This window comes from Conexibacter arvalis (assembly GCF_014199525.1).
Classification (GTDB): domain Bacteria; phylum Actinomycetota; class Thermoleophilia; order Solirubrobacterales; family Solirubrobacteraceae; genus Conexibacter; species Conexibacter arvalis.
Genome location: NZ_JACHNU010000014.1, coordinates 1 through 26588, shown reverse-complemented (window position 1 = coordinate 26588; position 26588 = coordinate 1). Strand labels below are relative to the sequence as shown.

Genomic DNA, 26588 nt, shown 5'->3' with positions numbered 1-26588 from the left:
AGCACCTCCCCGACGACGCCGACCACGGCATCGTCTTAAAGCCCCCGGACAGCACAAACCCCGGCCACAGGCCGGGGTTTGTGCGACACCCTCAACCGCGGGGCTTCTACGTAGGGTGAGCGACGGGACTTGAACCCGCGACCGCCTGGACCACAACCAGGCGGTCAGACCGGCGGACCGCACCACCCCTCACGCCCCCAGCCGAAACGGCGGATACGCGTCGGTCAGCAGCAGCCAGGCGTAGGCGACCACGCGGTTGTGCCAGCGGGCGACGCCGACGACGAAGTCGAACAGCGGGCGCGGGTAGCGGCCGGTGAAGAGGATCGCGAACCAGGCGATCAGGACGGCGACGATCGCGGCGAGCCAGAGGAAGGCGAGCACGATGTAGTGGGGGAGGGCGAGCAGCCACTTCACCAGCGGCAGCCAGCGGTTGAGGTCGGCTCTGGCGTCGGGTTCGGGCAGGTCGAGCGCCACCGCCTGGCGCTCGTCGGTCGAGGGGTAGCGGTCGTCGAGCAGGGCGAGGAAGATGCCGACGCGATTGGTGAAGCGCAGCAGCTCGCGGTTCCAGTCGATCCACCAGCGCGGGTACTTCTGGCGGAAGACGATCATCAGCAGCGGGCCGAAGAACAGCAGGCCGCCCGCCGCGACGAATGTCGCGCCGCGCTGTTCGGCGCCGAGCTGGACCGTGCCGCCGTTGACGGCGCCGAGGACGATCGCGATCGGGATCGCGACGAGCGGGCGGAAGAACGTCGTGAGCCGGTTGAGCTTGCGCTCCGGGTAATCGACCGCAAACTGCACCGGATATGAGGAGATCGCCATTCTGCGACCGTACGCCGGCCATGCGGAGCGGTCAACCGGACCGCCGCCGGCCTGCTACTCGTCGCGGCAGTCGCTGCACGCGCCGTGCAGCACGACGTCGTGCTCGTCGACGGCGAACTTCAGCCGTCTGGAGACCTGCTCGATCGCCTGCTCCAGCGACGGGTCCTCGAACGGCTCGATCGTGCCGCAGTTGTCGCAGACGAGGTGATGGTGGTGGTCGCCGTCGGGCTCCTGGCGCTCGTAGCGGGCGATCCCCTGGCCGACGTCGATCCGCTGGACCAGTCTCAGCTCGGTCAGCAGCTCGAGGATGCGGTAGACGCTCGCGCGGCCGACGGCGCGGCCGCTCGCGCGCAGCTTGTCGTCGATCTCCTGCGCCGACAGCGCGCAGTCCTGGGCGGCGAGCAGCTCGACAACCGCGTTGCGGGCGCCGCCCTTGCGGTGGCCGGCGGCGCTCAGCGTGTCGAGCGTGTGCTGCTGCCAGTCGACGGGCGACGGCGCGTGGCTGTGCGAATGACCCATCGAGATCGATCGTAGCGAGGACCCGCGCGGCGGGGACCAGACTGGCGCGCGTGGAATACAAATCAGACTCGTTCTCATCTAGACTCGACGATCGCGTGTTCGAGGCGTTCGACTATCCCTTCGTGCAGCGGGCCCTCGTCGAGGTGCTCCTTTTGTCGCTCGCCGCCGGCACGCTCGGCACCTGGATCGTCGTCCGCGGACTCGCCTTCTACTCGCACGGCGTCGCGGCGGCCGCCTTCCCCGGCCTCGTGCTCGCCGACGGGCTGGGCTTCTCGGCGACGCTCGGCGCCTTCGGCGTCGCGCTCCTGTTCGCGCTCACCGTCGGCCAGCTCGCCGCGCGCGGACGCGGCGGCCACGACAGCCTCACCGCGCTCGTGCTCGTCGCCGCGCTGGCGATCGGCGTCGTGCTCGCCTCCGACGTCTTCCACTCCGGCGCGAACGTCGAGACGCTGCTGTTCGGCAGCCTGCTCGCCGTCGACGACGCCGACATCCGCCTCGCGATCGTCGTCGCCGCGCTCGCCCTGCTCGCCACGTGGACGCTCGGGCAGCGCTGGCTCGCCGTCGGCTTCGACCCCTCCGCCGCCCGCGGCCTCGGCGTCCGCTCGCCGGCCGCCGACCTCGTGCTCCTCGTGCTGATCGCGCTCGCCGCCGTCGCGACCCTCTCGGCCGTCGGCGCGCTGCTGGCGACGGCGCTGCTGGTCGTGCCGGCCGCGACCGTCCGGATGGCGACCCGCCGCATGCTCCCGTGGCAGCTGGGCACGATCGTGCTCGCCGCCGCCGAGGGCACGGCCGGGCTGTGGCTCTCGTTCGAGACCAACGCGCCGCCCGGCGCGACGATCGCGGTGATCGCCGGCGGGATCTTCGCGCTCGTCGCGCTCGCCCGCAGCGCCGCAACCATGTACACGCGCACGCGCGGAGTCGCGCAACCGCTCGGCCTGCGGCCTCGGGTTGCGTTCGAGAACTCGCCGGAGGCTCGTTCTCGCGGCGGGGAGGGTGCTCGATGAGCGGACTCGCTTCCGCCCCCCTCGTACGGACCGACGCGCTCGCCGTCGGCTACGGCGCCGCCCCGGTCCTCTCGGACGTCTCCTTCGACCTGCGCGCGGGCGAGCGGATCGGCGTGCTCGGCCCCAACGGCGGCGGCAAGACGACGCTCTTCCGCGCCCTGCTCGGCGAGCTGAAGCCGCTCGGGGGCGCGCTCGACCTCGCCGCCCGCTGCGGCACCGTCCCGCAGACCGAGCGCTCGCGGCTCGACTTCCCCGTCAGCGCGCTCGACGTCGCCCTGATGGGCGCGATCGCCGGGCGCCCGTGGTGGAAGCACCCCGGCCGAGCCGAGCGCAGGGCGGCGCGCGAGGCGCTCGCCCGGGTCGGCCTCGCGGAGCTGGCCGACCGCTCCTTCGGTGAGCTGTCGGGCGGCCAGCGCCAGCGCGTCCTCGTCGCCCGGGCGCTCGTCCAGGACGCCCGCATCGTCCTGCTCGACGAGCCGTTCACCGGCCTCGACGCCGTCAGCATCAGACGGCTCGAGGACCTGCTCGACGAGCTCGCCGGCGAGGGCCGCGGCGTGCTGATCGCCACCCACGACGTCGAGCAGGCGCGGGCGTGGGACCGCGTCCTCTGCCTCAACCGCCGCCAGGTCGCGTTCGGCCCGCCCGCCGAGACGCTCAGCCTCGACGTGCTCGCCGCCACCTACGGCGGCTCGATCGTGACCCTGCCGGCGGTCGCCGGCGAGGGCGAGCGGCTGGCGCTGCTGCCGCCCCACCACCACGACCACGAGCACTGACACGCCGCTGCGCCGATGCTCGACGTCCTGACCGAGCCGTTCTCGCAGGGGATCATGCAGCGCGCGCTGCTGGAGATCGTGATCCTTGGCGCGGTCGGCGGCGCGCTCGGCTGCTGGATCGTGCTCTCGGAGCTCTCCTACGGCGCCGAGTCGCTCGCGCACGGGATGTTCCCCGGCCTCGTCGTCGCCGCCCTGGCCGGGATCCCGCTCATGCTCGGCGGCGCCGCCGGCATCGTCGTCGCGGCGCTCGCCGTCGCGCTCGCGGCGCGAATCCCCGGCATCGGCCGCGACAACGGCGTCGCGGTCGTCGTCACGACCCTCTTCGGCCTCGGCGTGCTGCTGGCGCTCTCGCCCGACGTGCCGCCCGGCATCCAGGGCCTGCTGTTCGGCGACATCCTTGGCACGACGTCCGGCGACCTGCTGCTCGGCGCGGCGCTCGCGGCGGTCGTGCTCGTCGCGCTGTGGCTGCTGCACTGGCGGCTGCTGGCCGTCGGCTTCGACCGCGTCAGCGCCGGCTCGGTCGGCGCCTCGCCGCTGCTCGCAGACGCCGCGCTGCTGGTCCTGCTCGCGATCGCGGTGCTCGTCGCCGTCCAGGGGCTGGGCAACCTGCTCGTCGTCGCCGTGCTCGTCGCGCCGGCCGCGGCCGCGCGGCTGCTCTGCAGGCGGATGCTCCCGATGATGGTCGCGGCGGTCGCGATCGCCGTCGTCGCCGGCCTCGCCGGGCTCTACCTCTCCTACTACGCGAAGGTCGCCGCCGGCGCCTCGGTCGCCGGCCTGATGGTCGCCGCGTACCTGCTCGCGCGGGTCGGCTCGCTCGCCGCCGCGGCGCGCGCCTGAGCGGCCGCGCCGAACGGCCCGCCCGGACGCCGAAGCGCTCCGCCGTACGGCTACATTGAATGCATGCGATTCCTGACGCGCAAGACCGAAATGGTGGACGCCGAGCGCGCGCTGGCGGGGCGCGAGCAGGCGATCCCGGTGCCCGAGCGCCACGAGGTCCTCGGCACCCCGCTCACGCCGCCGTTCCCCGCCGGGTACGAGCGCGCGATCTTCGGTCTCGGCTGCTTCTGGGGCGCCGAGCGGATCTTCTGGCAGGCGCCGGGCGTCCATACGACGGCGGTCGGCTACGCCGGCGGCTACACGCCGAATCCGACCTACGAGGAGGTCTGCTCCGCGCAGACCGGCCACACCGAGGTCGTGCTGGTCGTCTACGACCCGGCGAGAACCTCCTACGAGGAGCTGCTGAAGCTGTTCTGGGAAGGCCACGACCCGACCCAGGGCATGCGTCAGGGCAACGACGTCGGCACCCAGTACCGCTCGGCGATCTACACGACCTCCGAGTCCCAGCGGGAGCAGGCACGCGCCTCGCGCGACGCCTTCCAGGCGAAGCTGAAGCAGGCCGGCTACGGCGAGATCACCACCGAGATCGAGCCCGAGAGAGCGTTCTACTACGCCGAGGACTATCACCAGCAGTACCTCGCGAAGAACCCGAACGGCTACTGCGGCCTCGGCGGGACCGGCGTCAGCTGCCCGGTCGGCGTCGTCGCCAGCTGAACGGCTCCGTTCTCCTGACGGCCCGCTTTCCGGGCTAAGGTCGGCGCCCCGCGCGGCCGATAGCGCTCGCACATGAGCGCATCAGGGACCAAGCAGGGGAGAGCGGACGGGCTGGCGACCGGGCTGGTCAGCGCCGTCTACCAGCCGGTCATCGAGCTGGAGAGCGGCGGCGTCGTCGGCTACGAGGCGCTCGCGCGCGGGCCGCAGGGCGGCGAGCTCGAGCGGCCCGACGCGCTGCTGTCGGCCGCCCGCCGCGCCGGCCTGCTGGCGCAGGTCGACTGGGAGTGCCGGCTGGCCGCCGTCTCCGGCGCGCTCGACGCCGGCCTCGACCGCTCGACGACCCTCTTCGTCAACGTCGACCCCGAGTCGGTCCACCGCAGCCCGGCCGGAGACGGGCGCGCGCCGGACCTCTGGCGGCGCGCCGAGGAGTCGCTGTCGGTCGCCGTCGAGCTGCCGTCGACCGCCCTGCGCGCGCGGCCGCGCGAGCTGGTGCGCGCCGCCGACGCCTGCCGCGACCGCGGCTGGACGGTCGTGCTCGACGACGTCGGCGCCGACCGCGAGTCGCTCGCGCTGCTGCCGCTCGTCGCGCCCGACGCGATCAAGCTCGACCTGCGCGCCGCCCGCCTCGCCGGCTCCGCGGCGCCGGCGCTCGCCGACGTCGCGACCGCCGTCTGGGCCGAGCAGGAGCGGACCGGGGCGGCGCTCGTCGCCGAGGGGATCGAGACCGAGGAGCAGCTGGAGGAGGCCCGCGGCGTCGGCGCGACGCTCGGCCAGGGCTGGCTGTGGGGCCGACCCGGCGCGCTGCCCGGCGAGGCGGCGACGCCCGCACCGGCCTCGGCGATCGCCCAGCACCGCGATCAGCGCACCGATCCGGCGGCGACGCCCTTCCAGCTGCTGAGCGCCGCACGCGAGCCGCGCGAGGCGCCGGCCGGGATGCTGCGCGCGATGAGCCGCCACCTCGAGCGGGCCGCCCGCGGCGTCGGCGCCGGCACGATCGTGCTCGCCTCCTTCCAGTCGGCCGGTCGCTTCGACGGCCGCGCCCGCGCCCGCTACCGCGCGCTCGCGGGGGAGACGACGCTCGTCGCCGTGCTCGGCGCGGGCATCGGCGCCCAGCCGGCGATCGGCGTCGTCGGCGCCGACCTGCCCGCCGGCGACCCGCTGCGCGACGAGTGGTGCGTGGTCGTGCTCGCGCCCCACTTCGCCGGCGCGCTCGCCGGCCGCGACCTCGGCGGCGACGCCGCCCCGCGCGACCGCCGCTACCGCTTCGTCCTCACGCACGACCGCGCGCTCGTCGTCGCGGCGGCCCGCTCGCTCGCGGCCCGGCTCGGCTGAGCGGCGCGCGCGGTCCGCTCACGCGCCGCTGCTGTCCCGCGCGGCGGCCGCGCCCGCCCGCACGCCCGCCGCCCGCACCGGCCCGACCTCAGGCCGGCGCGTCGAGCGCCGGCTCCTCCAACGCCGGCTCCAGCGCCGGCCGCGCGAGCGCCGCGCGCATCGCCTCGCGGATCCGCCGCAGCCACTCGACCGTCGCCTGCAGGTGCGCGATCTCCGCGTCGCGCACCATCGCGCTCGCCACCGCCGGCCACGACGGCGAGGCGGCGAGCAGCTCGCCGTACGGGCTGCTGCTGACGTGATCCTCCAGCCGCGCGAGGCAGATCCGCTCCTGCTCGTGCGTCAGCTCGATCAGCCGCGGCAGGTCGCTCGGCCGCGACAGCACGAGCTTGAGGTGCAGCTCCTCGCGCAGCGGCGCCATCGCGCTGTCGGCCGCCATCCACTCCTCGAAGCGCGCGACGCCGGTCTCCGTCGGCTCGTAGACGACCCGCGGCGCGCCGCGCACGGTCCGCCTGCGCATCAGCGGCGCGCCCTCGCCGCTCGCGACGGGCCGCACCAGCCCGTCCTGCTCCAGCTTGTCGAGCGCGACGTAGACGGCGCCCGCGTTGAGCTGCCACGCCGGGCCGACCTGCTCCTCGAACCGCTGCACGAGGTCGTAGCCGTAGCCCCGTCGCTGCATCAGCAGTCCGAGGACCGCGTGCTTCACCGACATCGTGTTCCCCGAACCTTCAGTTCCACTCCCCTGACTTGGAAGACGCGAGCGTACTCGAAGGGCAGGCGGCAGGCCAGCGCTCCGCGGGGCGCCCAGGCGGGCCGACGGTGCCGGCTGCGGCGCTCGCTACAGTGCCCCGATGCCACGACTCGAGTTTCCCCGCTTCGCCGTTCCCGTCCTGCTCGCCCTCGCCGTCGGCGTCGCCGGCTGCGGAGGATCGGACGACGCCGAGCAGGCGGACGCGACCGTGCCGACCCAAGCCCAGCAGCGCAGAGCGCCGGAGATCACGGTGCCGACGACGCCGCAGACGACGCCGACGACGCCGGTCCAGACGACGCCGCAGACGACCCCGGTGGAGCCGCCGCAGACGACGGCCACGCAGCAGACGCCGCCGCAGACGACGCCCGCGCAGCCGCCGCAGACCGGCGGCGCGACGACGCCGAGAAGAGCGACCTCTCCGCAGCAGACCGGCGGCGCGACCGGGCCGACCGCCTGCGGCGACGTCGCCAACGGCTTCATCAGCGGCGTGCAGGCGAGCGGCGCCGGCTGCGGCGAGGCGACGAGCGTCGCCAACGAGTGGCTCGGCGCCGTCGGCGAGTCCGGCCCGGAGGCCGACGTCGTCGCCGGCGGCTACGCCTGCAGCGGCAGCAGAGCAGGCGACGCGACGTCGATCACGTGCATCGCCGACGGCGGCAGACGGGTCACGTTCTCCGCCAACAACTGACGGCCCTCCGGCGGGCGGCGCCCGCGAGCCGCGCACGCCGGCCGCCGCGCCGAGGCGCCGGTGGCGCGGCGCGGCGGCCGCCTCCGCTGCTACCGTCATCGGCATGAGCGGCGCCGTGCCGCTCGTGAGGTTCTGGTCTTCGAGGTGCGCCCCGCGCGCGATTCGGGTCAAGGAATCTCCCGAATCGAACGCTGCGCGACCCGCTCAGAGATGGGAGCGGGCAGCGCGCGAGAAGGAGCACCCACAGCATGTCCTTTGCAGAGCTCGGCAGCTCGGCTGCCGTCGTCAACGCGCTGTCCAGACGCGGCATCGACGCCGCCTTCCCGATCCAGCAGCTCGTCGTCCCCGACGTGCTCGACGGCCATGACGTCCTGATCCAGTCGCCGACCGGCAGCGGCAAGACGCTGGCGTTCGGCGTCCCGCTCGTCGACTGCATCGAGGCGACCGACAAGCGGCCTTCGGCGCTCGTGCTCGCCCCAACGCGCGAGCTGGCGACCCAGATCGTCGACGAGATCCGCGAGCTGGCCCACGCGCGCGCCCTCTCGATCACCGCCGTCTACGGCGGCGTCGGCCTGGAGAGACAGGCCCGCAACGCCGCCAGATCCCACATCCTCGTCGCCACCCCCGGCCGTCTCGAGGACCTGCTCGCGCGCAGGGCGTTCACGCTCGCGAACGTGAAGCTGCTCGTGCTCGACGAGGCCGACCGCATGCTCGACATGGGCTTCCGCCCGGCCGTCGACCGGATCGTGCACGCGACCAACCCCGACCGCCAGACGATGCTCTTCTCGGCGACGCTGCAGGGCGAGGTCGACCGGATCGCCAACGAGTACACCTACGAGGCCCGCCGCCACGAGCTGGCGCGCGAGCCCGAGAGAGTCGGCGCGATCGACCACCGCTTCGTGCAGGTCCTGCACGAGCACAAGCTCGACCACCTCGTCCACGAGCTGCGCCACACCGAGCGCGGCCTGACGCTCGTCTTCGTCCGCACCAAGCGCGGCGCCGACCGGCTCGTCAAGCGGCTGAGAGGCAGATCGCTCGAGGCGGTCGCGATGCACGGCGACAAGACGCAGGGCCAGCGCGAGCGCGCGCTCGCCCGCTTCGAGCGCGGCGAGGTCGACGTGCTGGTCGCGACCGACGTCGCCGCCCGCGGCATCGACGTCGACGGCGTCAGCCACGTCATCAACTTCGACGCCCCCGCCGACCGCGAGGGGTATGTCCACCGCATCGGCCGCACCGGCCGCGCCGGCGCGACCGGCGTCGGGGTCACCTTCGTGATGGAGGACCAGGCGAGAGACATGGGCAAGATCGCCGTCGAGCTCGGCCTCCAGCGCGAGTTCGCCGAGACCGGCTTCGCCGTCGACGTCGCCCCGCCGCGTCAGCAGCGCCAGGGCGGCGGACAGCCCGGCGCCGGCCAGGGCGGCAGACGCCGCCGCAGCCGCGGCCGGCGCGGCCGCGGCGCCAGAGGCGGCCAGGGCGGCAACGGCACGCAGACCGGCGGCGGGCGCCCTTCCCGCGGCCGCTGATCCCACATCCCGCGTGCCCACATCCGCATGAGGTGCGAGAACTGGTCGCTGAGCGACCGCTTCTCGCACGTCATCGTGCCGCTCAGCCGCTGAAGACGGTCGGCTCGCGCGGCAGGCCGCGGACCGAGAAGCGCGCTTCGAGCAGGGCCGGGGTGAGCGCCTCGGCCGGCTCGTCGTCCCGCGCGAGCCCGAGGCTGCGCGCGATCCAGGCGCGCGCGTCGGCCGGCTCCCAGCCGCGCTGCTCCTGCAGGTCGGCGAGCGTGACGGCGCCGTGGCGCTTGGCGAGCCGTCTGCCGTCGGGGCCGAGCACGAGCGGCACGTGCGCGTAGGAGGGGTGGGGGAGGCCGAGCAGCCGCTGCAGCAGCAGCTGGCGCGGCGTTGTGTCGAGCAGGTCGTCGCCGCGGACGACCTCGCCGATCCCCTGGTCGCCGTCGTCGACGACGACCGCGAGGTTGTACGCCGGGGTGCCGTCGTTGCGCCACAGCACGAGGTCGTCGACGACCGCCTCGACCTGGCCGTGGAGCCGGTCCTCGAAGGCGATCCGCTCGGCGCCGGCGTCGAGCCGCAGCGCCGGCGGCCGCCCCGACGCCTCGCGCTCGGCTCGCTGCGCCGCGGTCAGCCGCCGGCAGGTGCCCGGGTAGGCGCCCTCCGGGAGCGGCCCGTGCGCCGCCGAGGCGGCCTCTCTGATCTCCGCGCGCGTGCACCAGCAGGGGTAGACGCGACCCTCCGCCTCCAGCTGCGCGAGCGCCTCGCGGTGGCGGTCGCGGCGCTCCGACTGCCGCTCGACCGGCCCGTCCCAGTCGAGCCCGATCGCGGCGAGGTCGTGCAGCTGCCGCTCCTCGTGCTCGCGCCGGGAGCGGCCGGGGTCGAGGTCCTCGACGCGCAGGAGGAAGCGCGCCTCCGCCTTGCGCGCGAACAGCCACGCCAGCAGCGCGGTGCGCAGGTTGCCGAGATGGAGCGGGCCGCTGGGGCTGGGCGCGAAGCGGCCGTCGCGGCCGCTCACGACGCGTCCTCGCGCGCCGGGCCGCCACCCGCCGGAGCACCGCCGCTCGCGTCAGCGGCGCCGCTCGCCGCCGCGCCGTGCGCACCGCCGCCCGCGTCAGAGGCGCCGCTCGCCGCCGCGCCGTCGGCGCCGCCGCCCGCGTCCGCCGGCCCCGCGCCGCCGACCGCCGCCCCGTGCCGTCCGGCGCCGCCGGCGAACCTCGCCGCCCCGGCCAGCGCCTCGTGCTCGAGCGCGACGAGCCCGTGGCGCAGCTCGTTGGCGAGCGCCTCCTCCAGCGGCAGGTCGTGCTGCTCGTATGCCGACAGGCGGTCGTGGCGCATGCAGAGCTGAGGGAATCTCGCCAGCTCGCGCGCGAGCGCCTCGGCGGCGGTGCGCGACTCACCGGCCGGCACCACGAGCGTCGCGAGCCCGATCGCGAGCGCCTCCTTCGCGCTCACCGGCCGCCCGGTCAGGATCAGGTCGAGCGCGCGACCGAGGCCGACGATCCGCGGCAGCCGCACCGTCCCGCCGTCGATCAGCGGCACGCCCCAGCGGCGGCAGAAGACGCCCATCACCGCGTCCTCCTCGACGACGCGCAGGTCGCACCACAGCGCCAGCTCCAGCCCGCCGGCGACCGCATGGCCGGAGATCGCGGCGATCACCGGCTTGGAGAGGAGCATCCGCGAGGGCCCCATCGGCCCGTCGCCGTCGGGCGCGACGCGGTTGCCCTCGCCCTCGGCGACCGCCTTCAGGTTCGCCCCCGCGCAGAAGGTCCCGCCGGCGCCCCACAGCACCGCGACCGACGCGTCGTCGTCGGCGTCGAAGGCGCGGAAGGCGTCGGCGAGCGCCTCGGCGGTCGCGCGGTCGACGGCGTTGCGGACGGCCGGCTCGTGGAGGATCACCGTGGTGACGGGGCCATCTCGCTCGACGGTGACGGGCATGAGCGGCAGGCTACCGCGCCGCGCCCCCGCGTCCGCCGGGCGCAGCCGCCGCGCCGGCGCCTGCTGCGCCGCGCCCCCAGCGCGATGCGTATCGCGCATCGGCGCGGGGAAGACCGACGACGTGATCGTCTCCCGTCGAACCACGGCGTCGGAGCGTCCCGCATGACCGCCGCCGAGCGCGCGGCGCGCGCGGGGATCCACGCGCTGCTGCGGCGGGTGCGCGGCGGGGTGATCGAGCTGGAGGAGCTCGGCGGCCGCGTACTCGCGTTCGGCACGCAGGCGCCGCCGCCGTACGAGCCGCTGCGCGCCCGCGTCGTCGTCCGCTCGCCGGCGCTTTACCGGCAGCTGGCGCTCCACGGCGGAACCGGCTTCGGCCGGGCGTACATGGACGGGCTGTGGAGCTGCGGCGAGCTGGTGTCGCTGGTGCGGATCGCGGCGCGCGCGATGACGGCCGGCGATCGCGCGAAGGCGCGGCTGGAGCCGCTGCTCGGTCCGCTGCGGCGGGGTGCGTGGCGGCTGCGGGCGAACACGCGCGAGCGCGCCCGCACCCGCATCGCCGCCCACTACGACCTCGGCGACGAGCTGTTCTCGCGCTTCCTCGACGAGACGATGAGCTACTCCTGCGCGTTGTTCGAGCGTCCCGGCGCGACCTTGCGCGAGGCGTCGGTCGCGAAGCTGGAGCGGATCTGCCGCACGCTCGACCTGCGGTCCTCCGACCACGTGCTGGAGATCGGCAGCGGCTGGGGCGGCTTCGCGATCCACGCCGCGAGCCGCTTCGGCTGCCGTGTCACGACAACCACGATCTCCCGCGCGCAGCACGACCACGCGCGCGCCGCGATCCGGGCGGCCGGCGTCGACGACCGCGTGACGCTGCTGATGCGCGACTACCGCGACCTCGACGGGACCTACGACAAGCTCGTCTCGGTCGAGATGATCGAGGCGGTCGGCTGGGAGCACCTCGACGCCTACTTCGCCGTCTGCTCCGATCGCCTGAAGCCCGACGGCGCGATGCTGCTGCAGGCGATCACGACCTCGGACCGCAGCTACCGCGTCGAGCGCGCCTCGGTCGGCTTCATCAACGCCTTCGTCTTCCCGGGCGGGACGCTGCCGTCGCTGGCGGCGATCGAGCGCTCGCTCGGCCGCGCCGGCGACCTGCGGACCGTCCGCCTGGAGGACATCACCGCCCATTACGTCCCGACGCTGCGGGCGTGGCGCGAGCGCTTCCTCGCCAACTGGGAGGAGCTGCGCGAGCACGGCTACGACGAGCGCTTCCGGCGCCTGTGGGAGCTCTACCTCGCCTACTGCGAGGCAGGCTTCGCCGAGCGCCGCATCCAGGACGTCCAGCTCCTGCTCGCCAAGCCGGCCTTCCGCGCCGAGCCGCGCCCGCCCGCGCCGCCGGCGCCCGCGGCGCCCCCGGCGCCCGCTGCCCCGCCGCAGCCCGCGCGCGGCGCCGCGCCGGTGCCGGTCAGTCTCCCGGACCCTCGCTGGCGTCGTTCCAGCGCTTCAGGGCCGGCCACTCGTGCTCGTGGCCGATGATCGAGATCGTGCCGGGGTCGAGCACGAGGTGCCGGCCGGCGTTCGGGTCGAGCTCGAGCGCGACGGCGGCGAGCGTCCGCAGCAGGTGGCCGTGGGCGAACAGCAGCACCGGGCCGTCGGCCGCGCGCGCCCGTGCGACGACCCTGGCCGCGCGGGCGGCGACGTCGGCGATCGACTCGCCGCCCGGGCAGCCGTCGCGCCACAGGTCCCAGCCCGGCCGCCGCTCGCGGATCTGCACGGTCGTCAGGCCCTCGTAGTCGCCGTAGTCGAGCTCGCGCAGGTCGGGCTCGAGCTCGACGCGGTCGGGGCCGAAGCCGGCCAGCTCGGCGGTGCGGCGGGCGCGCGCGAGCGGGCTGGCGAGCACCAGCGCGAACCGCTCCCGCGCGAGCCGCGGCGCGAGTCCCGCGGCGTCTCGCTCGCCGTTCTCGGTCAGCGGGATGTCGGTCTCGCCGGTGTGCTGGCGCGACACCGTCCAGGCGGTCTCGCCGTGGCGGACCAGCCACAGCTCGTTCAGCGGCTTGGCCATCGCCGGCGACGATACCCGCGCCGCCGGCCGCCTACTTCGCGGTGCTCCCGAAGTCGGTCGTGTAGGTGGCGCCGGCCTGGCCGCGGAGGCCCGGATCGCGGGTCGGCACGCCGGTGACGATCCCGATCCCGATCTCGCGGAAGCGCTTGTCGAGGATGTTGCGCCGGTGGCCCGGGCTCTTCATCCACGCGTTCACGAGCGAGGCCGGCTGCGCCAGCTCGTCGGTGCCCCAGCCGATGTTCTCCCCCAGCGCCCACGACGCGCCGCGCGGGACGTAGCGGGTCGCGAGGATGCGGTCGAACGGCGTGCGGCCGTTGGGCGAGTTGTGCTCGAAGTAGCCGCGCCGGACCATGTCTCTGGAGTGGGCGCGCGCCACCGCGGAGAGGTGGCGGTCGAGCTTCAGCGGCCGCAGCCCGCGGCGGCTGCGCTCGCGGTTGAGCAGGCAGAGCGTCGCCGAGGTCGCGGTGCTGATCGTCTCCGCGCTGACGGCGACGCGGGCCGCCGCGGCCGAGCACGCGCCGGGTCTCGACTTGCTCGGCGCGGCGTTCGAGGTCGCGGGCAGCGCGAGCACGCCGGCGAGCGCGACGAGCGTGGCGAGGCTGGTGAGGAGACGATGGCGCATGCTCACCCTCTCGGCCGAAGGCCGGCGCCGTCCGGCGTCCGCACGCCCCCGCGTGGACGGATGTCTCAGTCGTTCTGTGGACGTATGTTCGACCCGCTCCGACGGGTACCGTCCCGGCGATGCCGACCGCCCGCGACCGCCTCGACGACTACCGCGGCAAACGCGACTTCACGCGCACGCGCGAGCCCGCGGGCGCCGCCGGGTCCGCCGCCGATGCCGGCGCCCGCTTCGTCGTCCAGCAGCACGACGCGACTCGCCTCCACTGGGACCTGCGGCTGGAGCACGACGGCACGCTCGCCTCGTGGGCGCTGCCCCGCGGCCTGCCGCGCGACCCCCACGACGACCGCATCGCCGTCCGCACCGAGGACCATCCGCTCGAGTACCTCGACTTCCACGGCGAGATACCGAGAGGCGAGTACGGCGCCGGGACGATGGAGATCTGGGACCGCGGCTCCTACGAGCTGCACGAGCTCAACGACAGAAAGGTCGAGGTCACGCTGCACGGCGAGGACGGCCGCGCGCAGGGGCGCTACGGCCTCTTCCCGATCGGCCGCCGCGGCGCCGGCGACGAGTGGATGATCCACCGCATGGAGCCGCCGGCCGACCCGGCGCGGGAGCCGCTGCCCGAGCAGCTGCTGCCGATGCTCGCGAAGGCCGGCGAGCTGCCGTCGCAGGCCGAGGACGCGCGCTGGGGCTACGAGGTCAAGTGGGACGGCATCCGCGCGCTGCTGTGGTCCGACCACGGCCACGTCACGATCCGCAGCCGCACCCAGCGCGAGATCGGCGACCGCTACCCGGAGATCCGCCCGATCGGCCGCGCGCTCGCCGCCGCGCAGGCGCTCGAGGTCGTCCTCGACGGCGAGATCGTCGCGCTCGACGAGCAGGGCAAGCCGAGCTTCGAGCGGCTGCAGAGCCGCATGAACGCCGGCAGCGAGGCGGCGATCCGACGGGCCGCCAGAGGTGCGCCGGTCACCTACGTCGTCTTCGACCTGCTTCATCGCGACGGCCGCTCGCTGCTCGACGCTCCGTACGAGGAGCGCCGCGCGCTGCTGGCCGAGCTCGAGCTCGACGGGCCGGCGTGGCGCGTGCCGTCGTTCCATCGGGGCAACGGCGCGGCGCTGCTTGCGGCGACGCGCGAGCACGGGCTGGAGGGGATCGTCGCCAAGCGGCTCGACAGCCGCTACGAGCCAGGCCGCCGCACCGGCGCCTGGCGCAAGCTGCGCAACCGCCTGCGCCAGGAGCTGGTCGTCGGCGGCTGGCTGGAGGGGGAGAGAGGGCGCTCCGGCCGGATCGGCGCGCTGCTGGTCGGCGACCGCGAGGAGGCGGGCGCGCCGCTGCGCTACGCCGGCCGCGTCGGCAGCGGCCTCTCCGACGCCCAGCTCGACGACCTGATCGCGCGCGTCGGCGAGATCGAACGGGCGAGATCGCCGTTCGCGCCCCCGGCCGACCGCGCCGGCGGCAGATCGCCGATCCCGCGCGGCGCCCACTGGGTCGAGCCGCTGCTCGTCGCCGACGTCGAGTACAGCGAGCGGACGCGCGAGGGGATCCTGCGCCAGCCGGTCTTCAAGGGACTGCGCGACGACAAGCCGCCGCAGGAGGTGGTGCGCGAGCGCGCCGACCTGCGCGGCCTGCGCTTCAGCAACTGGGACAAGGTCCTCTTCCCGCAGAGCGGCTTCACGAAGGGCGACCTGGTCGAGTACAGCGTCGCGATCGCGCCGACGCTGCTGCCGCACCTGCGCGACCGCCCGGTGACGCTGCGGCGCTGGCCGGACGGGGTCGAGGGGAGAACGTTCTACGAGAAGAACTCCCCGTCGCACCGGCCCGACTGGGTCGAGACCGCCTCGATCTACAGCAGCGACGAGCGCAGACGGATCGACTACACGCTCGTGCAGGAGACCGCGACGCTCGCCTGGCTCGCCAACCTCGCCGCGATCGAGCTGCACCCGTCGCTGTCGCTGGCGCGCGACATGGCCCACCCGACGGCCGTCGTCTTCGACCTCGACCCGGGCCCGCCGGCCGGCCTGGAGGAGTGCGCCGAGGTCGCGCTGCTGCTCCACGGCCTGTTCGAGCAGCTCGGCCTGCGCTCGGTCGTGAAGACCTCCGGCGGCAAGGGGATGCAGGTCTACGTCCCGCTCGGCGAGCGGGCGGCGACCTACGAGCGCACGAAGCCGTTCGCGCGGCGGATCGCCCAGCTGCTGGAGCAGCGGCTGCCCGACCTCGTCGTCTCGCGGATGACGAGGTCGCTGCGCGGCGGCAAGGTGCTGGTCGACTGGAGCCAGAACGACGAGAAGAAGACGACCGTCTCCGTCTACTCGGTGCGGGCGCGCGAGCAGCCGCACGTCTCGACGCCGCTGGCGTGGGAGGAGCTGCGCGAGGCCCACGCCTCGGGCACGACCGACCGCCTGCGCTTCACGCCCGGGGAGGTGCTGGCGCGCGTCGCCGAGCAGGGCGACCTGTTCGCGCCGATGCTCGGGACCGCCCAGGCGCTGCCGGAGCTGTGAGCGGGCGGCGCCCGCGTCGGCGGCGCGCGCCCCCGCGCCACGGTTCGGGCCGGTCGCGACCCGCACGTCGCTGTCGCGCGCGTTTGCTTAGGATGCGGTCGTTCGCGCTCTCGCGCCCTCCGCACCCCATGGATCCAGTCAAGCTCCGCAACCGCCTGCTCGTCGCCACCGGAATGTGGCGCGAGGTCTCCGGCAGCCCGCTGCCGAGACTTCCCCCCGGCCAGCCCGAGCAGCAGATCGAGGCGTTCGAGCTGCTGCTCGTCGAGAGACTGTGGGAGAGCGCGACGCCCGAGAACGCCCGCGAGATCGCGGATCGCACCTGGGATCTCGTGCACGACCGGTCCGACGAGGACCCGGTCCGCAAGCGCGTCGTCGAGTGCCATGAGGCGCTCGCGCGGATGTCGCGGCTCGGCGACTGAGCGTCCGCCCGACTCCTCGGCGGGAAGCGCCGCGCGCGGTCGGCAGATGACCGCCTGCTGACCGTCTCGGCGCCTGAATGCACGACTTTCGCAGAGGAATGGTCAGCGTCGGCGCGGTTTCCTGAACGTTCGTCCAGGTTCAGTCGGGAACCGAGCGGGGAGTGACGAGGATGTCGGCAGATGGGACCGCCTGCCGACGAAGAGGAACGCGACACGCTCGAGCGCCTGACGCGCGTCGCCGCCCGCGCGCTCGCCGTGCCCGTGGCGCTCGTCGCGGTGCGCGACGGCGCCGGCGGCGACGGCCATCTGCTCGCCGCCGCGACCGGCCTCCCGCCGACCTGGCAGCCGGGCGCCGCGCTCGACGACGCGCTTCCCGGCGCCGCCGCGCTGGTCGGCGACGGTCCGCTCGTCGTCGCCGACCTGCGCGCCACGCCCCGCCTGCGCGAGGGCTCGGTGATCGCCGCGCTCGGCGCGGTCTCCTGCATGGCGGTCGCGCTGCGCGACCGCACCGGCGCGGCGCGCGGGGCGATCTGCGTCCTCGACGTGCGGGCGCGCGCGTGGAGCGACGAGGAACGCGACCAGCTCGCCGATCTCGCCGCGGTCGCCGCCCATGAGCACCTGCGCGCCGCCGACGTCCGCGAGCGGCGGGCGCTGCGGCACGTCGCGATGGCGGTCGCGCGCGGCGCCGATCCGGCGGCCGTCCACGAGCTGGTCGCCGGCGGGGTCGCCTACGCCTACGGCGCCGAGGCCGGCGCCGTCGTCCGTTACGAGGACGACCGCACCGCGCGCGTCGTCGGCACGTGGAGCGCGCCCGGGATCGACGGGCTGCCGCTCGATGGCATGCTCGGCTTGGAGGATGGCGGGATCGCGGCCGCGCTGCGGCGCGGCAAGCCGGCCCGCGCCAGCGGCGGCCCGGGCCATCGGCCGTTCCGCCATCGCGTCGGCGCGCCGGTCCACCAGGGCGGTCGGGTGTGGGGCTTCGTCACGGCGCTGTCGGGCGGCGCGGCCTTCCCGCCGGAGGCCGAGCAGCGGCTGGCCGACTTCGCCGAGCTGGTGACCGCCGCGCTCGTCAACGCCGAGGCGCGCGACCAGCTCGCCGCGCTCGCGACGACCGATCCGCTGACCGGCCTCGCCAACCAGCGCGCCTTCCAGGAGCGGCTCGCCGGCGAATGCGAGCGGGCGCGGCGCCACGGCCGCAACCTCGGCCTGGCGCTGATCGACCTCGACGGCTTCAAGTTCGTCAACGACGCCCACGGCCACCAGGCCGGCGACGACGCGCTGACGACCGTCGCGCGGCGGGCGGCGAGCACGATCCGCGCCGGCGAGCTGCTCGCGCGGCTCGGCGGCGACGAGCTGGCGCTGCTGCTGCCGGAGGCCGACGCCGGCGACACCTACGCCGCGGCCGAGCGGATCCGCCAGCTGATCGCCAACGAGCCGATCGGGCCGAGCGGCTCGATCACGATCTCCGTCGGCGTCAGCGACCTCGCGCTCGGCGGCGACGCCGACGGCCTGATGCGGACCGCCGACGACGCGCTCTACTGGGCCAAGGCGCAGGGACGCAACGTCGTCGCCCAGTACGTGCCGGAGCTGCGCGACCAGCTCGGCTCCGAGGAGCGCGCCGACCGCGTGACGCGCCGCCAGGCGCTGCTCGGCATCGGGGCGCTGGCGCGCGCGGTCGACGCGCGCGAGGGCCAGAGCGAGGGGCATTCGGAGCGGGTCGCGGAGCTGGCGGTGCGGCTGGCGCGCGCCGCCGGCTGGCCGGCGCAGCGGCTGGCGCTGCTGCGCGAGGCGGCGCTCGTCCACGACGTCGGCAAGATCGGCGTCCCCGAGCATCTGCTCGGCAAGGCGACGCTGACGCCCGCGGAGGCGTCGCAGCTGCGCGAGCACGCGCGCCTCGGCGCCGACATCGCCGGGGACGTGCTGACGCCCGAGCAGGTCGCGTGGATCCGCAGCCACCACGAGCGCCCCGACGGCCTCGGCTATCCCGACGGGCTGGCCGCCGAGGCGATCCCGCTCGGCGCCCGCCTGCTGGCGGTCGCCGACGCGTGGGACGCGATGACCTGCCCGCGCGGCGGCCGCCGGCCGCTGGGCACCGAGCAGGCGCTCGCCGAGTGCCGCGCCGGCGCCGGGAGCCAGTTCGCGCCGGAGGCGGTCGCAGCGCTGGAGCGGGTGCTCGCGGCCGGCGAGATGGCGCCGGCCTGGACGGCCACCTCCGCGATCTCGCTCGGCGCCTGACCGCGTCGCGCAGGCCCTGCGGAAACCGCGTCGCGGCCGACACGTGAAGTACCAGCAAACACCGATGATTCGGACCGTTTGACGGCACATGTTGCGGTTGTGCAGTTAAGGGTGGCAATGGCGTGTGCGCCCTGCTACGTTCTGCGCCGTAAGGCCGGCCGAACGCGCCGGCGCCAAAGCAGTGCGACGCACGCGGGTTCGTTGCTGGACAGCATCCTCCGCGCGAGCAGCACGAAGGCAGTGGAGGGCATACGTGCCGACCGGAACCGTGAAGTGGTTCAGCGACGAGAAGGGCTTCGGCTTCATCACCCCTGACGAGGGCAGCAGGGATCTCTTCGTCCATCACACCGGCATCAACGCCGATGGGTACCGCTCCCTGGCCGAGGGCGCCAAGGTCACCTACGACGAGGAGCAGGGCGACAAGGGGCCGAAGGCCGTCAACGTCTCCGCCATCTGAGGCGTCGCACCCGCGACATTTCGCACTGAAGGGCCTCCGTTTCCGACGGGGGCCTTTCGTGTTTCTGGGGGCCGCTGGGTCGCCGTCGCGGAGCGGCCCGCTACCCTCAGCCGTGCAGCTTCGGGCCCCGATCCACGGTCGCTCGTCCCGTCGGCGCAACGCGCTCGGACGGGGTCGATGCGTACAATGGGGTAAATCCTGATCGAACTTTGGGGAATCTGGCGCGGTGAACAAGACGGTTGAGGAGCGTGAGCGGGTCGTCGTGCGTTTCGCGGGCGACTCCGGCGACGGCATGCAGCTGGCCGGCGGTCGTTTCACGGACGCGACGGCGGTGCTCGGCAACGACCTCGCGACGCTGCCCGATTTCCCGGCGGAGATCCGCGCCCCCGCGGGCACGATCCCGGGCGTCTCGGCCTTCCAGATCCACTTCGCCTCGCGCGACATCCTCACGCCGGGCGATGCGCCGAACGTGCTGGTCGCGATGAATCCGGCGGCGTTGAAGGCCAACCTGCCGGCGCTGCCGCGCGGCGCGACGATCATCGTCAACGAGGACGCGTTCACGAGACGCAACCTGGAGAAGGCCGGCTACCCGGTCAGCCCGCTCGAGGACGACACGCTCGCGGAGTTCACGGTCCATCGCGTGCCGATGACGACGCTGACGGCGCGCGCCTCGGAGGGACTGGAGGGCGTCGGCACGCGTGACGCCGGCCGTGCGAAGAACCTGTTCGCGCTGGGGCTGTTGTCGTGGCTGTACGACCGCCCGACGGATGTCACCGAGCGCTGGATCGAGGGCAAGTTCGCGAGCAAGCCGGCGGCGAAGGCGGCCAACCTCGCGGCCTTCCGCGCCGGCTGGAGCTTCGGCGAGACGACCGAGCTGCTCGACGTCCAGTACAAGATCCTGCCCGCGACCGACGTCGAGCCCGGCACCTACCGCCAGGTCAACGGCACGACGGCGACGGCGCTGGGCCTGCTCGCCGGCAGCGTCCGCTCCGGGCTGCCGCTGCTGCTCGCCTCCTACCCGATCACGCCGGCCTCCGAGCTGCTGCACGAGCTCTCCAAGCACGAGAGACTCGGGGTGCGGACGGTCCAGGCCGAGGACGAGATCGCCGCCGCCGGCGTCGCGCTCGGCGCGGCCTTCGGCGGCCACCTCGGCATCACCTCGACCTCCGGTCCGGGCATGGACCTGAAGGCGGAGACGATCGGGCTGGCGCTGATGCTCGAGCTGCCGATGGTGATCGTCGACGTCCAGCGCGCGGGCCCGTCGACGGGCCTGCCGACGAAGACCGAGCAGTCGGATCTGCTGATGGCGATGTACGGCCGACACGGCGACGCGCCGCTGCCGATCGTCGCGGCGCAGACGCCGGGCGACTGCTTCCGCTCGGCGTTCGAGGCGGTCCAGATCGCGATCGAGCGGCGGACGCCGGTGATCCTGCTGACCGACGGCTTCCTGGCGAACTCGTCGGAGCCGTGGCGGATCCCGGAGCTGTCGGAGCTGCCCGAGATCGATCCGGCCTTCGCGAAGGAGATCGGCGCGGAGGAGAGATTCCTGCCGTACGCCCGTGACGAGCGCGGGGTGCGGCCGTGGGCGCCGCCCGGCACGCCCGGCCTCGAGCACCGCATCGGCGGGATCGAGAAGCAGGACGGGACGGGGAACATCTCCTACGACCCGGCCAATCACCAGACGATGACGCGGCTGCGCGCCGAGAAGGTCGCGAAGATCGCCGACGAGTTGCCGCCGCTGGCGGTCGACGATCCCGACGGCGACGCCGACGTGCTGGTGATCGGCTGGGGGTCGACGTACGGTTCGATCCGCGCCGGCGTGCGACGGGTGCGCGACCGCGGGCTGAGAGTCGCGCAGGCGCATGTGCGCCACATCAGCCCGCTGCCGTCGAACATCGGCGAGGTGCTGCGCGCCTACGACAAGGTGCTGGTGCCGGAGATGAACACCGGCCAGCTGGTGAAGCTGCTGCGGGCCGAGTTCCTCGTCGACTGCACGCCCTACAACAAGGTGACCGGCCAGCCGCTGTACGCGGCCGAGCTGGAGGAAGCGATCGTGGAGCTGATCGAGGCTCCGACGGAGGTCACGGCATGAGCGCGACGCTGCCCCTCAGCAACGGGAACGGTGCCGACCACAGATTGACGAAGGCCGACTTCCAGTCCGATCAGGAGACGCGCTGGTGCCCGGGCTGCGGCGACTACGCGATCCTCAACGCCGTCCAGACGCTGATGCCCGACCTCGGCGTCCCGACGGAGAAGACGGTCTTCGTGACCGGCATCGGCTGCGCCGGCCGCTTCGCGTACTACATGGACACGTACGGGATGCACAGCATCCACGGCCGTGCCGCGACGATCGCGACGGGGCTGGCGACGACGCGCGAGGACCTGTCGATCTGGGTCGTCTCCGGTGACGGCGACGCGCTGTCGATCGGCGGCAACCACCTGATCCACGCGCTGCGCCGCAACGTGCCGGTCAAGATCCTGCTGTTCAACAACCAGATCTACGGCCTCACGAAGGGCCAGGCCTCGCCGACCTCCGAGCGCGGCAAGATCACGAAGTCGACCCCGTTCGGCTCGCTCGACAAGCCGTTCAACCCGATCGCGCTCGCCCTCGGCGCGGAGGCGACGTTCGTGGCGCGCACGCTCGACCGCGACAGAAGGCACATGACCGAGGTGCTGCGCCAGGCCGCCGAGCACAGAGGCGCCTCGTTGGTCGAGATCTACCAGAACTGCCCGGTCTTCAACGACGGCGCCTTCTTCAACCTGACCGAGAAGGACACGAAGGTCGCCGCCCAGATCCGCCTCGAGCACGGCCAGCCGATCGTCTTCGGCCCCGAGGAGGCCCGCCGCGGCGTCGCCCGCGCGCAGGACGGCGGCCTCGAGCTCGTCGACGCCGTCGGCAACGAGCAGCGCCTGCTCGTCCACGACCAGCACCGCGACGACCCCTCGCTCGCGTTCGCGCTCGCCCGCCTCGCCGACCGCCCGACCGAGCCGACCCCGATCGGCATCTTCCGCCAGGTGCAGCGCCCCGTCCACGGCGCCGCCGCCAGCGAGAACCCCGGCCGCGCCGCCGGCGACCTCACCGCCCTCGACGGCCTGCTCCACGCCGGCGACACCTGGACGGTGGCGTAGGCGCCAGGTTCGCTGGTAGCGTAGCTCCGCAATCCAGGCGGCTGACCGCCGCACGGGTTCGCGATCGCGCGTCTCGCGACGAGCGACGCAAAGGGGGAAGAAGACGCGGGCGCGATCGACGGACCGGCGCTGCGAGCCGCCGTTCCACGATCGAAGGAGAACGGCATGAAGAACCGGCTCGACGGGCTTTGCGCGCCCGCGATGTCACCTGTGACCGCGGCACGAACTGGCGTGAGCGCCGGGACAGGACGTCACCTGATGAAGCCACTGGCGAGCATTGCGCTCGCAGCGTTGCTGTCACTCGTCGTCGCGGCGTCGTCCACGGCGACGATCATCTCACCGGCCGTGAACGACCCAGTCCAAGCCGAAGGAACACTCGACGTCCAAGGATTCAGCATACGGAACTCGTGCGAGTTCGTGCTCTCGGGGAGCGTGACATCGTCGACGACCATCGGATTCGCATCTGCCTCGTCCAGATGCATATCTGGCATAGACACCGTCAGAATGGAGTTTCCGGTCGGCGGTGCTCCGCTGTCGTTCCTAGAGGAGAGAGGCGGACTCAGCGGGCTGTGGTCGCTGGCGCCCATCGCGCTCGTGTGGGACATCCCGATCCTTGGCACATGCACGTACGCTGATTCGCTCGCGGGCACCTGGGATTTCGACGGGTCGGACACGTTGGTCACGTTGGATGACCAAGCCCCGCTATGGAGAATCAGACTCACCGCGGGGTCGCCGGTGTTCTGCCCTGACATGGCAATTGCCGGCATGCTCAGACTCACCGGCGTCTATGTGATCTAGAACGCTGGGCGCGTGCCGGGGCAGGTGGACGCAGCCGACGTCCGCTTGCCCCGGCGGCGTACGATGGAGTCCATGCGCATCCTGGTGATCGAGGACGAGACCGCGATCGCCGACTTCGTCCAGCGCGGGCTGCAGGCGGAGGGCTACGCGGTCACGATCGCCGCCGACGGGATCGAGGGCGAGCAGCGGGCTCTTCACGACGACGTCGACCTGGTCGTGCTCGATGTGATGCTGCCCGGCCGTGACGGCCTCACGGTGCTGTCGTCGATCCGGCGCGTCAAGCCGGAGCTGCCGGTCGTGATGCTGAGCGCCCGCGCGGCCGTTGACGACCGCGTCGCCGGCCTCGACGGCGGCGCGACCGACTACGTCACCAAGCCGTTCTCGTTCGACGAGCTGGCAGCGCGCGTGCGCGCGCATCTGCGGCGACCGCGCCAGCGCGACGCGACGACGCTGTCGGCCGCCGGGATCGAGCTCGACCTGCTCGCCCGCACGGTCAGACGGGACGGGGTCGAGCTGCGGCTGTCGGCGCGCGAGTTCGACCTGCTCGCCTACTTCCTGCGCCATCCCGACCAGGCGCTGTCGCGCCAGCAGATCCTCAGCGCCGTCTGGGGCTACGACTTCGACCCCGGCACGAACGTCGTCGAGGTCTACATCCGCTATCTGCGGCGCAAGCTCGAGCTGCCCGGCAGACCGGCGCCGATCGACACCCTGCGGTCGGTCGGCTACCGGCTCACGACGCGACCATGAGCCTGCGCGGACCCGGCGGCGAGCGATCTCGTTGGCGCTGGCTCCGCGGCCTGCGCGCCCGACTGGCGCTGGCGATCTCGGTGATCCTCGTCGCCGCGCTGGGGACGGCGTTCGTCGCGACCTATCGCGGCACGGGCACGCAGGTCCGCAACCAGATCGACGAGGACCTGCGCACCGACGCGCAGTTGGTCGACTCGAGACTGCCGCTGCTGAGAGCGAAGCCGGGAGAGATCGCCGAGGCGGCCGAGGAGTATCTCGACGAGCGCGCGCTCTTCCCGCTCAGCGCCCGCCTCTTCATGGTCCGGATCAGAGGCGCCGGCAACATCTCCAACCTGCCCGACCTCAGCACGGCGGAGGGCGACCCGCGCCTCGACCGCGACGTCGCCGGGCCGCGGCGCGAGAGCGACGAGTCGCGCGCGCTGCGCACCGCCGACCTCGGCTTCTCGACGGTGCGGGTCAACGACGAGCCGCTGCGCCTCTACTTCGTGCAGGTCACGCGCGGCGGCAGAGCGGTCGCCGAGATCGGCGTGGGCGAGTCGGCGGCGTCGGTCGCGCGGGCGCAGTCGGGCGTCGCCCGGACCTTCCTCGTCGCCGGCACGGTGACGCTGCTGGCGGCGATCGCGCTCGGCTTCGCCTTCGCGACCCGGCTGTCGCGGCCGCTGCGCAGAATGGCGGGCACGGCGGCGAGGGTAAGCGCCGGCGATCTCTCGCAGCGGATCGGCTCGACCGGCCCGCAGGACGAGGTGCGCGTGCTCGCCGACGCCTTCGACCGCATGCTCGACCGGCTCGAGAACGCCTTCGCCCGCCAGCGCGGCTTCGTCGCCGACGCCTCGCACGAGCTGCGCACCCCGCTGACGGTGATCCGCGGCCAGCTCGAGGTGCTCGCCCGCCAGACCGACGTGACCCCCGATGACGTCCGCCACGTCGACGAGGTCGTCCGCACCGAGGTCGTCCGGATGGAGCGGCTGGTCGAGGATCTGCTGCTGCTGGCGCGCGCCGACGAGGGCGAGCTCGTCCGTCCCGCGCCGCTCGACCTCGCACCGTTCGTGACCGAGCTGTTCGACGCCCTGACCCTGACCGCCGACCGCACCTTCGAGCTGAGCGACGTCCCGCCCGGGCGGCTGCTCGCCGACGAGGATCGCATCGCCCAGGTCGTCCGCAACCTCGCGCGCAACGCGGTCGAGCACACGGGTCCCGGCGGCCTCGTCCGCCTGACGGTCAGATCGCTCGGCCAGGGCAGGCTCGAGTTCGCACTGGAAGACGACGGCCCCGGCATCCCCGAGGAGCAGCGCGACCGCGTCTTCGACCGCTTCCACCGCACCGACACCGCCCGTGCCCGCCGCACCGGCGGCGCCGGCCTCGGCCTCGCCATCGCCCGCGCGATCGTCGAAGCCCACGGCGGCCGCATCTACGCCGACAGCTCCCCCGAGGGCGGCGCCCGCGTCGCGTTCGCGCTCCCGGGGTTCAGAGCGGCGGGGAAGCGGGCGGCGAAGGAGCAAGCGGCGAAGTCGTAGGTTGGCGGGAGCCAGGCGGCACGCACGCTCCCACCTTTCTTGAACGCAGCCTCTCACCTCGCCGACGTGACGTTCGGCCGGTTGTGAGGAGCCGACTTCGGGAGGTGCGGCTCCGGCCCGAGCCGGACGCCGACGGTGAAAATCGTGGTGGCGCGTCAGCGGGCTACCAAAACAGTGTGTGGCAAGGCCAGTTTGTTGTATATTAAGGCCTGGTCTGCTATTGTGGAGCGCCAAAGCGTGATGTCTCGTGGTGGCATCGGCCTTGGTCTCCGTGGCCACTTCGTTGGGGGAAGTCGGGCGTTCACAGCTCCGTGTGAGCGCGCAGATGAATGGGGGCATGGCTCAATCGATGTGCGCGGGCATGAAAGGTCGCGTACTGCCAGCAGGTCGCCGAGGATTAGCGATCGGCGTCGTTGGTCATACAGTCCGCCGCCCGCTTCGGGTGGCCGTTCAGGAGAACTAATGAAACAGCTCGTTCTATCGGCCGCGCTCGCGGTCGTATCGCTTCTCGCGTTTACCTCGGTCGCATCGGCAGGCATCACTTCACCTGCTCCTGGCGGCACGGCGCAGGTCCACGGAACGCTCGAGTATCAGGGTGGCATATTGACAGCGACCTGCAGCGCGACGTTCAACGGAACAGTCCTATCCGTGACAAGCGTCCGCTTTACATCTGGTTCGAGTGGTTGTACTACCGGTGCGCTGAGTTTCAACGACTTCCCATGGCTAAAGAAGGTCAATCTAGACGGCACCTGGGAACTCGGCGACTCCTCGGGGAGCCAGATAAATATGATCTACAGCATTCCGGTCATCGGCGATTGCGGATACGGTGGCGTGATCGGGGGGATCTGGATATCGGATGGCAGCGATACGATACTAATCGTCAGCGACGAGTTGAGCGGCGTGTTCAGGGTGAGTGGGAGCTTTCTGTGCACAGATCGCCCGGCGCTCGGGGGTACGTTCGTCCTAAGAGGTGTCACTACTGAATGATAAAGGTCATCAACTGTGGAGTCGATTGCATCCGGCGGCAACGGTGTTCAGCGATCGACGGCGGTGCCGCCGCCATCTCGCAAGCCGTACCGACCTGGGCCGGCCACGAGCTGCCGCCGGCGAGCCTTTGGGGGCCTAGCTGTAGTTCCTGAGGAGGTTGTTCATCCGGGCCTCCTTGGAGGCTGACAGGTGCTCAAGCCAGTCAGTTCCAAGGAAGGACCCGGATGAAGTTGCACGCTA

24 protein-coding genes, 1 tRNA gene and 1 pseudogene are annotated in these 26588 nt (G+C 73.3%); 18 read left to right on the top strand and 8 right to left on the bottom strand.

What is annotated here, in order from left to right; translation table 11 throughout:
* Positions 1-111 precede the first annotated feature (111 nt).
* From BDZ31_RS24255 to BDZ31_RS24245, 3 genes are all read right to left on the bottom strand, one after another.
* Positions 112-189, bottom strand: a tRNA-His gene (locus tag BDZ31_RS24255).
* Positions 190-819: a DUF4389 domain-containing protein gene (locus BDZ31_RS24250; protein ID WP_183346037.1), complete on the bottom strand. Its 630-nt coding sequence runs from the start codon at positions 817-819 to the stop codon at positions 190-192.
* A 54-nt stretch (positions 820-873) separates the two neighbouring features.
* The gene (locus BDZ31_RS24245) at positions 874-1338 is read right to left on the bottom strand and encodes a Fur family transcriptional regulator (RefSeq protein WP_183346035.1); all 465 of its coding nucleotides are present in this window, start codon (positions 1336-1338) and stop codon (positions 874-876) included.
* 50 nt (positions 1339-1388) lie between these two features.
* On the opposite strand from BDZ31_RS24245, the gene BDZ31_RS24240 reads away from it, so the two are divergent.
* From BDZ31_RS24240 to BDZ31_RS24220, 5 genes are all read left to right on the top strand, one after another.
* Positions 1389-2342 carry a metal ABC transporter permease gene (locus tag BDZ31_RS24240; protein WP_221243316.1) on the top strand — a complete coding sequence of 318 codons (954 nt, stop codon included), beginning with the start codon at positions 1389-1391 and terminating at the stop codon, positions 2340-2342.
* Positions 2339-3115, top strand: coding sequence for a metal ABC transporter ATP-binding protein (locus BDZ31_RS24235; protein WP_183346030.1), 777 nt, complete (start codon positions 2339-2341; stop codon positions 3113-3115). The genes BDZ31_RS24240 and BDZ31_RS24235 overlap by 4 nt, the downstream gene beginning before the upstream one ends.
* Positions 3116-3130: 15 nt before the next feature.
* On the top strand, positions 3131-3952 hold the full coding sequence (locus tag BDZ31_RS24230) for a metal ABC transporter permease (RefSeq protein ID WP_183346028.1): 822 nt from the start codon (positions 3131-3133) through the stop codon (positions 3950-3952).
* Positions 3953-4015: 63 nt separating this feature from the next.
* Positions 4016-4666, top strand: coding sequence for a peptide-methionine (S)-S-oxide reductase MsrA (msrA, locus tag BDZ31_RS24225; RefSeq protein ID WP_183346026.1), 651 nt, complete (start codon positions 4016-4018; stop codon positions 4664-4666).
* A 72-nt stretch (positions 4667-4738) separates the two neighbouring features.
* Entirely contained in the window at positions 4739-5998 is a 1260-nt protein-coding gene (locus BDZ31_RS24220) for a sensor domain-containing phosphodiesterase (RefSeq protein WP_183346024.1), read from the top strand.
* A gap of 88 nt (positions 5999-6086) precedes the next feature.
* Here BDZ31_RS24220 and BDZ31_RS24215 read toward each other — a convergent pair whose 3' ends face one another.
* A complete protein-coding gene (locus tag BDZ31_RS24215) occupies positions 6087-6707 on the bottom strand; it encodes a PadR family transcriptional regulator (RefSeq protein WP_183346022.1) in 621 nt (206 codons plus the stop codon).
* A gap of 139 nt (positions 6708-6846) precedes the next feature.
* On the opposite strand from BDZ31_RS24215, the gene BDZ31_RS24210 reads away from it, so the two are divergent.
* Positions 6847-7431, top strand: coding sequence for a hypothetical protein (locus BDZ31_RS24210; protein WP_183346021.1), 585 nt, complete (start codon positions 6847-6849; stop codon positions 7429-7431).
* Positions 7432-7679: 248 nt separating this feature from the next.
* A complete protein-coding gene (locus BDZ31_RS24205) occupies positions 7680-8954 on the top strand; it encodes a DEAD/DEAH box helicase (protein WP_183346020.1) in 1275 nt (424 codons plus the stop codon).
* An 82-nt stretch (positions 8955-9036) separates the two neighbouring features.
* Here the strand turns inward: BDZ31_RS24205 and gluQRS are convergent, their stop codons facing one another.
* Together gluQRS and BDZ31_RS24195 are read right to left on the bottom strand one after the other, a co-directional pair.
* Positions 9037-9957, bottom strand: coding sequence for a tRNA glutamyl-Q(34) synthetase GluQRS (gene gluQRS, locus BDZ31_RS24200; protein WP_183346019.1), 921 nt, complete (start codon positions 9955-9957; stop codon positions 9037-9039).
* A 167-nt stretch (positions 9958-10124) separates the two neighbouring features.
* A pseudogene (locus BDZ31_RS24195) lies at positions 10125-10877 on the bottom strand (crotonase/enoyl-CoA hydratase family protein); the annotation flags it as partial.
* Between the two features lie 162 nt (positions 10878-11039).
* On the opposite strand from BDZ31_RS24195, the gene BDZ31_RS24190 reads away from it, so the two are divergent.
* Positions 11040-12413 (top strand): SAM-dependent methyltransferase, encoded by a 1374-nt coding sequence (locus tag BDZ31_RS24190; protein ID WP_183346018.1) that lies wholly within the window; start codon positions 11040-11042, stop codon positions 12411-12413.
* Here BDZ31_RS24190 and BDZ31_RS24185 read toward each other — a convergent pair.
* Together BDZ31_RS24185 and BDZ31_RS24180 are read right to left on the bottom strand one after the other, a co-directional pair.
* Positions 12343-12939 carry a histidine phosphatase family protein gene (locus tag BDZ31_RS24185; protein ID WP_183346017.1) on the bottom strand — a complete coding sequence of 199 codons (597 nt, stop codon included), beginning with the start codon at positions 12937-12939 and terminating at the stop codon, positions 12343-12345. The genes BDZ31_RS24190 and BDZ31_RS24185 overlap by 71 nt on opposite strands.
* A 31-nt stretch (positions 12940-12970) precedes the next feature.
* A complete protein-coding gene (locus BDZ31_RS24180; protein WP_183346016.1) occupies positions 12971-13561 on the bottom strand; it encodes a CAP domain-containing protein in 591 nt (196 codons plus the stop codon).
* Positions 13562-13680: 119 nt separating this feature from the next.
* Between BDZ31_RS24180 and ligD the strand changes: the two genes are divergently transcribed.
* From ligD to BDZ31_RS24130, 10 genes are all read left to right on the top strand, one after another.
* Positions 13681-16062 (top strand): DNA ligase D, encoded by a 2382-nt coding sequence (gene ligD, locus BDZ31_RS24175; RefSeq protein WP_183346013.1) that lies wholly within the window; start codon positions 13681-13683, stop codon positions 16060-16062.
* 128 nt (positions 16063-16190) lie between these two features.
* The gene (locus BDZ31_RS24170) at positions 16191-16481 is read left to right on the top strand and encodes a hypothetical protein (protein WP_183346011.1); all 291 of its coding nucleotides are present in this window, start codon (positions 16191-16193) and stop codon (positions 16479-16481) included.
* Between the two features lie 180 nt (positions 16482-16661).
* The gene (locus tag BDZ31_RS24165) at positions 16662-18716 is read left to right on the top strand and encodes a sensor domain-containing diguanylate cyclase/phosphohydrolase (RefSeq protein ID WP_183346009.1); all 2055 of its coding nucleotides are present in this window, start codon (positions 16662-16664) and stop codon (positions 18714-18716) included.
* Positions 18717-18969: 253 nt separating this feature from the next.
* On the top strand, positions 18970-19173 hold the full coding sequence (locus BDZ31_RS24160) for a cold shock domain-containing protein (RefSeq protein WP_183346007.1): 204 nt from the start codon (positions 18970-18972) through the stop codon (positions 19171-19173).
* 226 nt (positions 19174-19399) lie between these two features.
* Positions 19400-21265, top strand: coding sequence for a 2-oxoacid:acceptor oxidoreductase subunit alpha (locus BDZ31_RS24155; protein WP_183346004.1), 1866 nt, complete (start codon positions 19400-19402; stop codon positions 21263-21265).
* Positions 21262-22302, top strand: a complete 1041-nt coding sequence (locus BDZ31_RS24150) for a 2-oxoacid:ferredoxin oxidoreductase subunit beta (RefSeq protein WP_183346002.1) — start codon at positions 21262-21264, stop codon at positions 22300-22302. Before BDZ31_RS24155 ends, BDZ31_RS24150 begins: the two co-directional genes overlap by 4 nt.
* Positions 22303-22467: 165 nt before the next feature.
* The gene (locus BDZ31_RS24145; protein WP_221243314.1) at positions 22468-23100 is read left to right on the top strand and encodes a hypothetical protein; all 633 of its coding nucleotides are present in this window, start codon (positions 22468-22470) and stop codon (positions 23098-23100) included.
* 72 nt (positions 23101-23172) lie between these two features.
* Positions 23173-23847 carry a response regulator transcription factor gene (locus tag BDZ31_RS24140; RefSeq protein ID WP_183345998.1) on the top strand — a complete coding sequence of 225 codons (675 nt, stop codon included), beginning with the start codon at positions 23173-23175 and terminating at the stop codon, positions 23845-23847.
* Complete coding sequence (locus tag BDZ31_RS24135) at positions 23844-25361, top strand: sensor histidine kinase (RefSeq protein WP_183345995.1); 1518 nt, start codon at positions 23844-23846, stop codon at positions 25359-25361. The genes BDZ31_RS24140 and BDZ31_RS24135 overlap by 4 nt, the downstream gene beginning before the upstream one ends.
* Before the next feature lie 462 nt (positions 25362-25823).
* Positions 25824-26348: a hypothetical protein gene (locus BDZ31_RS24130; protein WP_183345993.1), complete on the top strand. Its 525-nt coding sequence runs from the start codon at positions 25824-25826 to the stop codon at positions 26346-26348.
* Positions 26349-26588 lie beyond the last annotated feature (240 nt).

Bases quoted from the DNA above. Each gene is read 5' to 3' on its own strand.
- BDZ31_RS24170 (WP_183346011.1), top strand. From the start codon at position 16,191: ATGGATCCAGTCAAGCTCCGCAACCGCCTGCTCGTCGCCACCGGAATG.
- BDZ31_RS24150 (WP_183346002.1), top strand. From the start codon at position 21,262: ATGAGCGCGACGCTGCCCCTCAGCAACGGGAACGGTGCCGACCACAGA.
- msrA (WP_183346026.1), top strand. From the start codon at position 4,016: ATGCGATTCCTGACGCGCAAGACCGAAATGGTGGACGCCGAGCGCGCG.
- BDZ31_RS24135 (WP_183345995.1), top strand. From the start codon at position 23,844: ATGAGCCTGCGCGGACCCGGCGGCGAGCGATCTCGTTGGCGCTGGCTC.
- BDZ31_RS24215 (WP_183346022.1), bottom strand. From the start codon at position 6,707: ATGTCGGTGAAGCACGCGGTCCTCGGACTGCTGATGCAGCGACGGGGC.
- BDZ31_RS24220 (WP_183346024.1), top strand. From the start codon at position 4,739: ATGAGCGCATCAGGGACCAAGCAGGGGAGAGCGGACGGGCTGGCGACC.
- BDZ31_RS24180 (WP_183346016.1), bottom strand. From the start codon at position 13,561: ATGCGCCATCGTCTCCTCACCAGCCTCGCCACGCTCGTCGCGCTCGCC.
- BDZ31_RS24140 (WP_183345998.1), top strand. From the start codon at position 23,173: ATGCGCATCCTGGTGATCGAGGACGAGACCGCGATCGCCGACTTCGTC.
- BDZ31_RS24250 (WP_183346037.1), bottom strand. From the start codon at position 819: ATGGCGATCTCCTCATATCCGGTGCAGTTTGCGGTCGATTACCCGGAG.
- BDZ31_RS24245 (WP_183346035.1), bottom strand. From the start codon at position 1,338: ATGGGTCATTCGCACAGCCACGCGCCGTCGCCCGTCGACTGGCAGCAG.
- BDZ31_RS24185 (WP_183346017.1), bottom strand. From the start codon at position 12,939: ATGGCCAAGCCGCTGAACGAGCTGTGGCTGGTCCGCCACGGCGAGACC.
- BDZ31_RS24130 (WP_183345993.1), top strand. From the start codon at position 25,824: ATGAAACAGCTCGTTCTATCGGCCGCGCTCGCGGTCGTATCGCTTCTC.
- BDZ31_RS24145 (WP_221243314.1), top strand. From the start codon at position 22,468: ATGAAGAACCGGCTCGACGGGCTTTGCGCGCCCGCGATGTCACCTGTG.
- ligD (WP_183346013.1), top strand. From the start codon at position 13,681: ATGCCGACCGCCCGCGACCGCCTCGACGACTACCGCGGCAAACGCGAC.
- BDZ31_RS24190 (WP_183346018.1), top strand. From the start codon at position 11,040: ATGACCGCCGCCGAGCGCGCGGCGCGCGCGGGGATCCACGCGCTGCTG.
- BDZ31_RS24210 (WP_183346021.1), top strand. From the start codon at position 6,847: ATGCCACGACTCGAGTTTCCCCGCTTCGCCGTTCCCGTCCTGCTCGCC.
- BDZ31_RS24235 (WP_183346030.1), top strand. From the start codon at position 2,339: ATGAGCGGACTCGCTTCCGCCCCCCTCGTACGGACCGACGCGCTCGCC.
- BDZ31_RS24165 (WP_183346009.1), top strand. From the start codon at position 16,662: ATGGGACCGCCTGCCGACGAAGAGGAACGCGACACGCTCGAGCGCCTG.
- BDZ31_RS24205 (WP_183346020.1), top strand. From the start codon at position 7,680: ATGTCCTTTGCAGAGCTCGGCAGCTCGGCTGCCGTCGTCAACGCGCTG.
- BDZ31_RS24230 (WP_183346028.1), top strand. From the start codon at position 3,131: ATGCTCGACGTCCTGACCGAGCCGTTCTCGCAGGGGATCATGCAGCGC.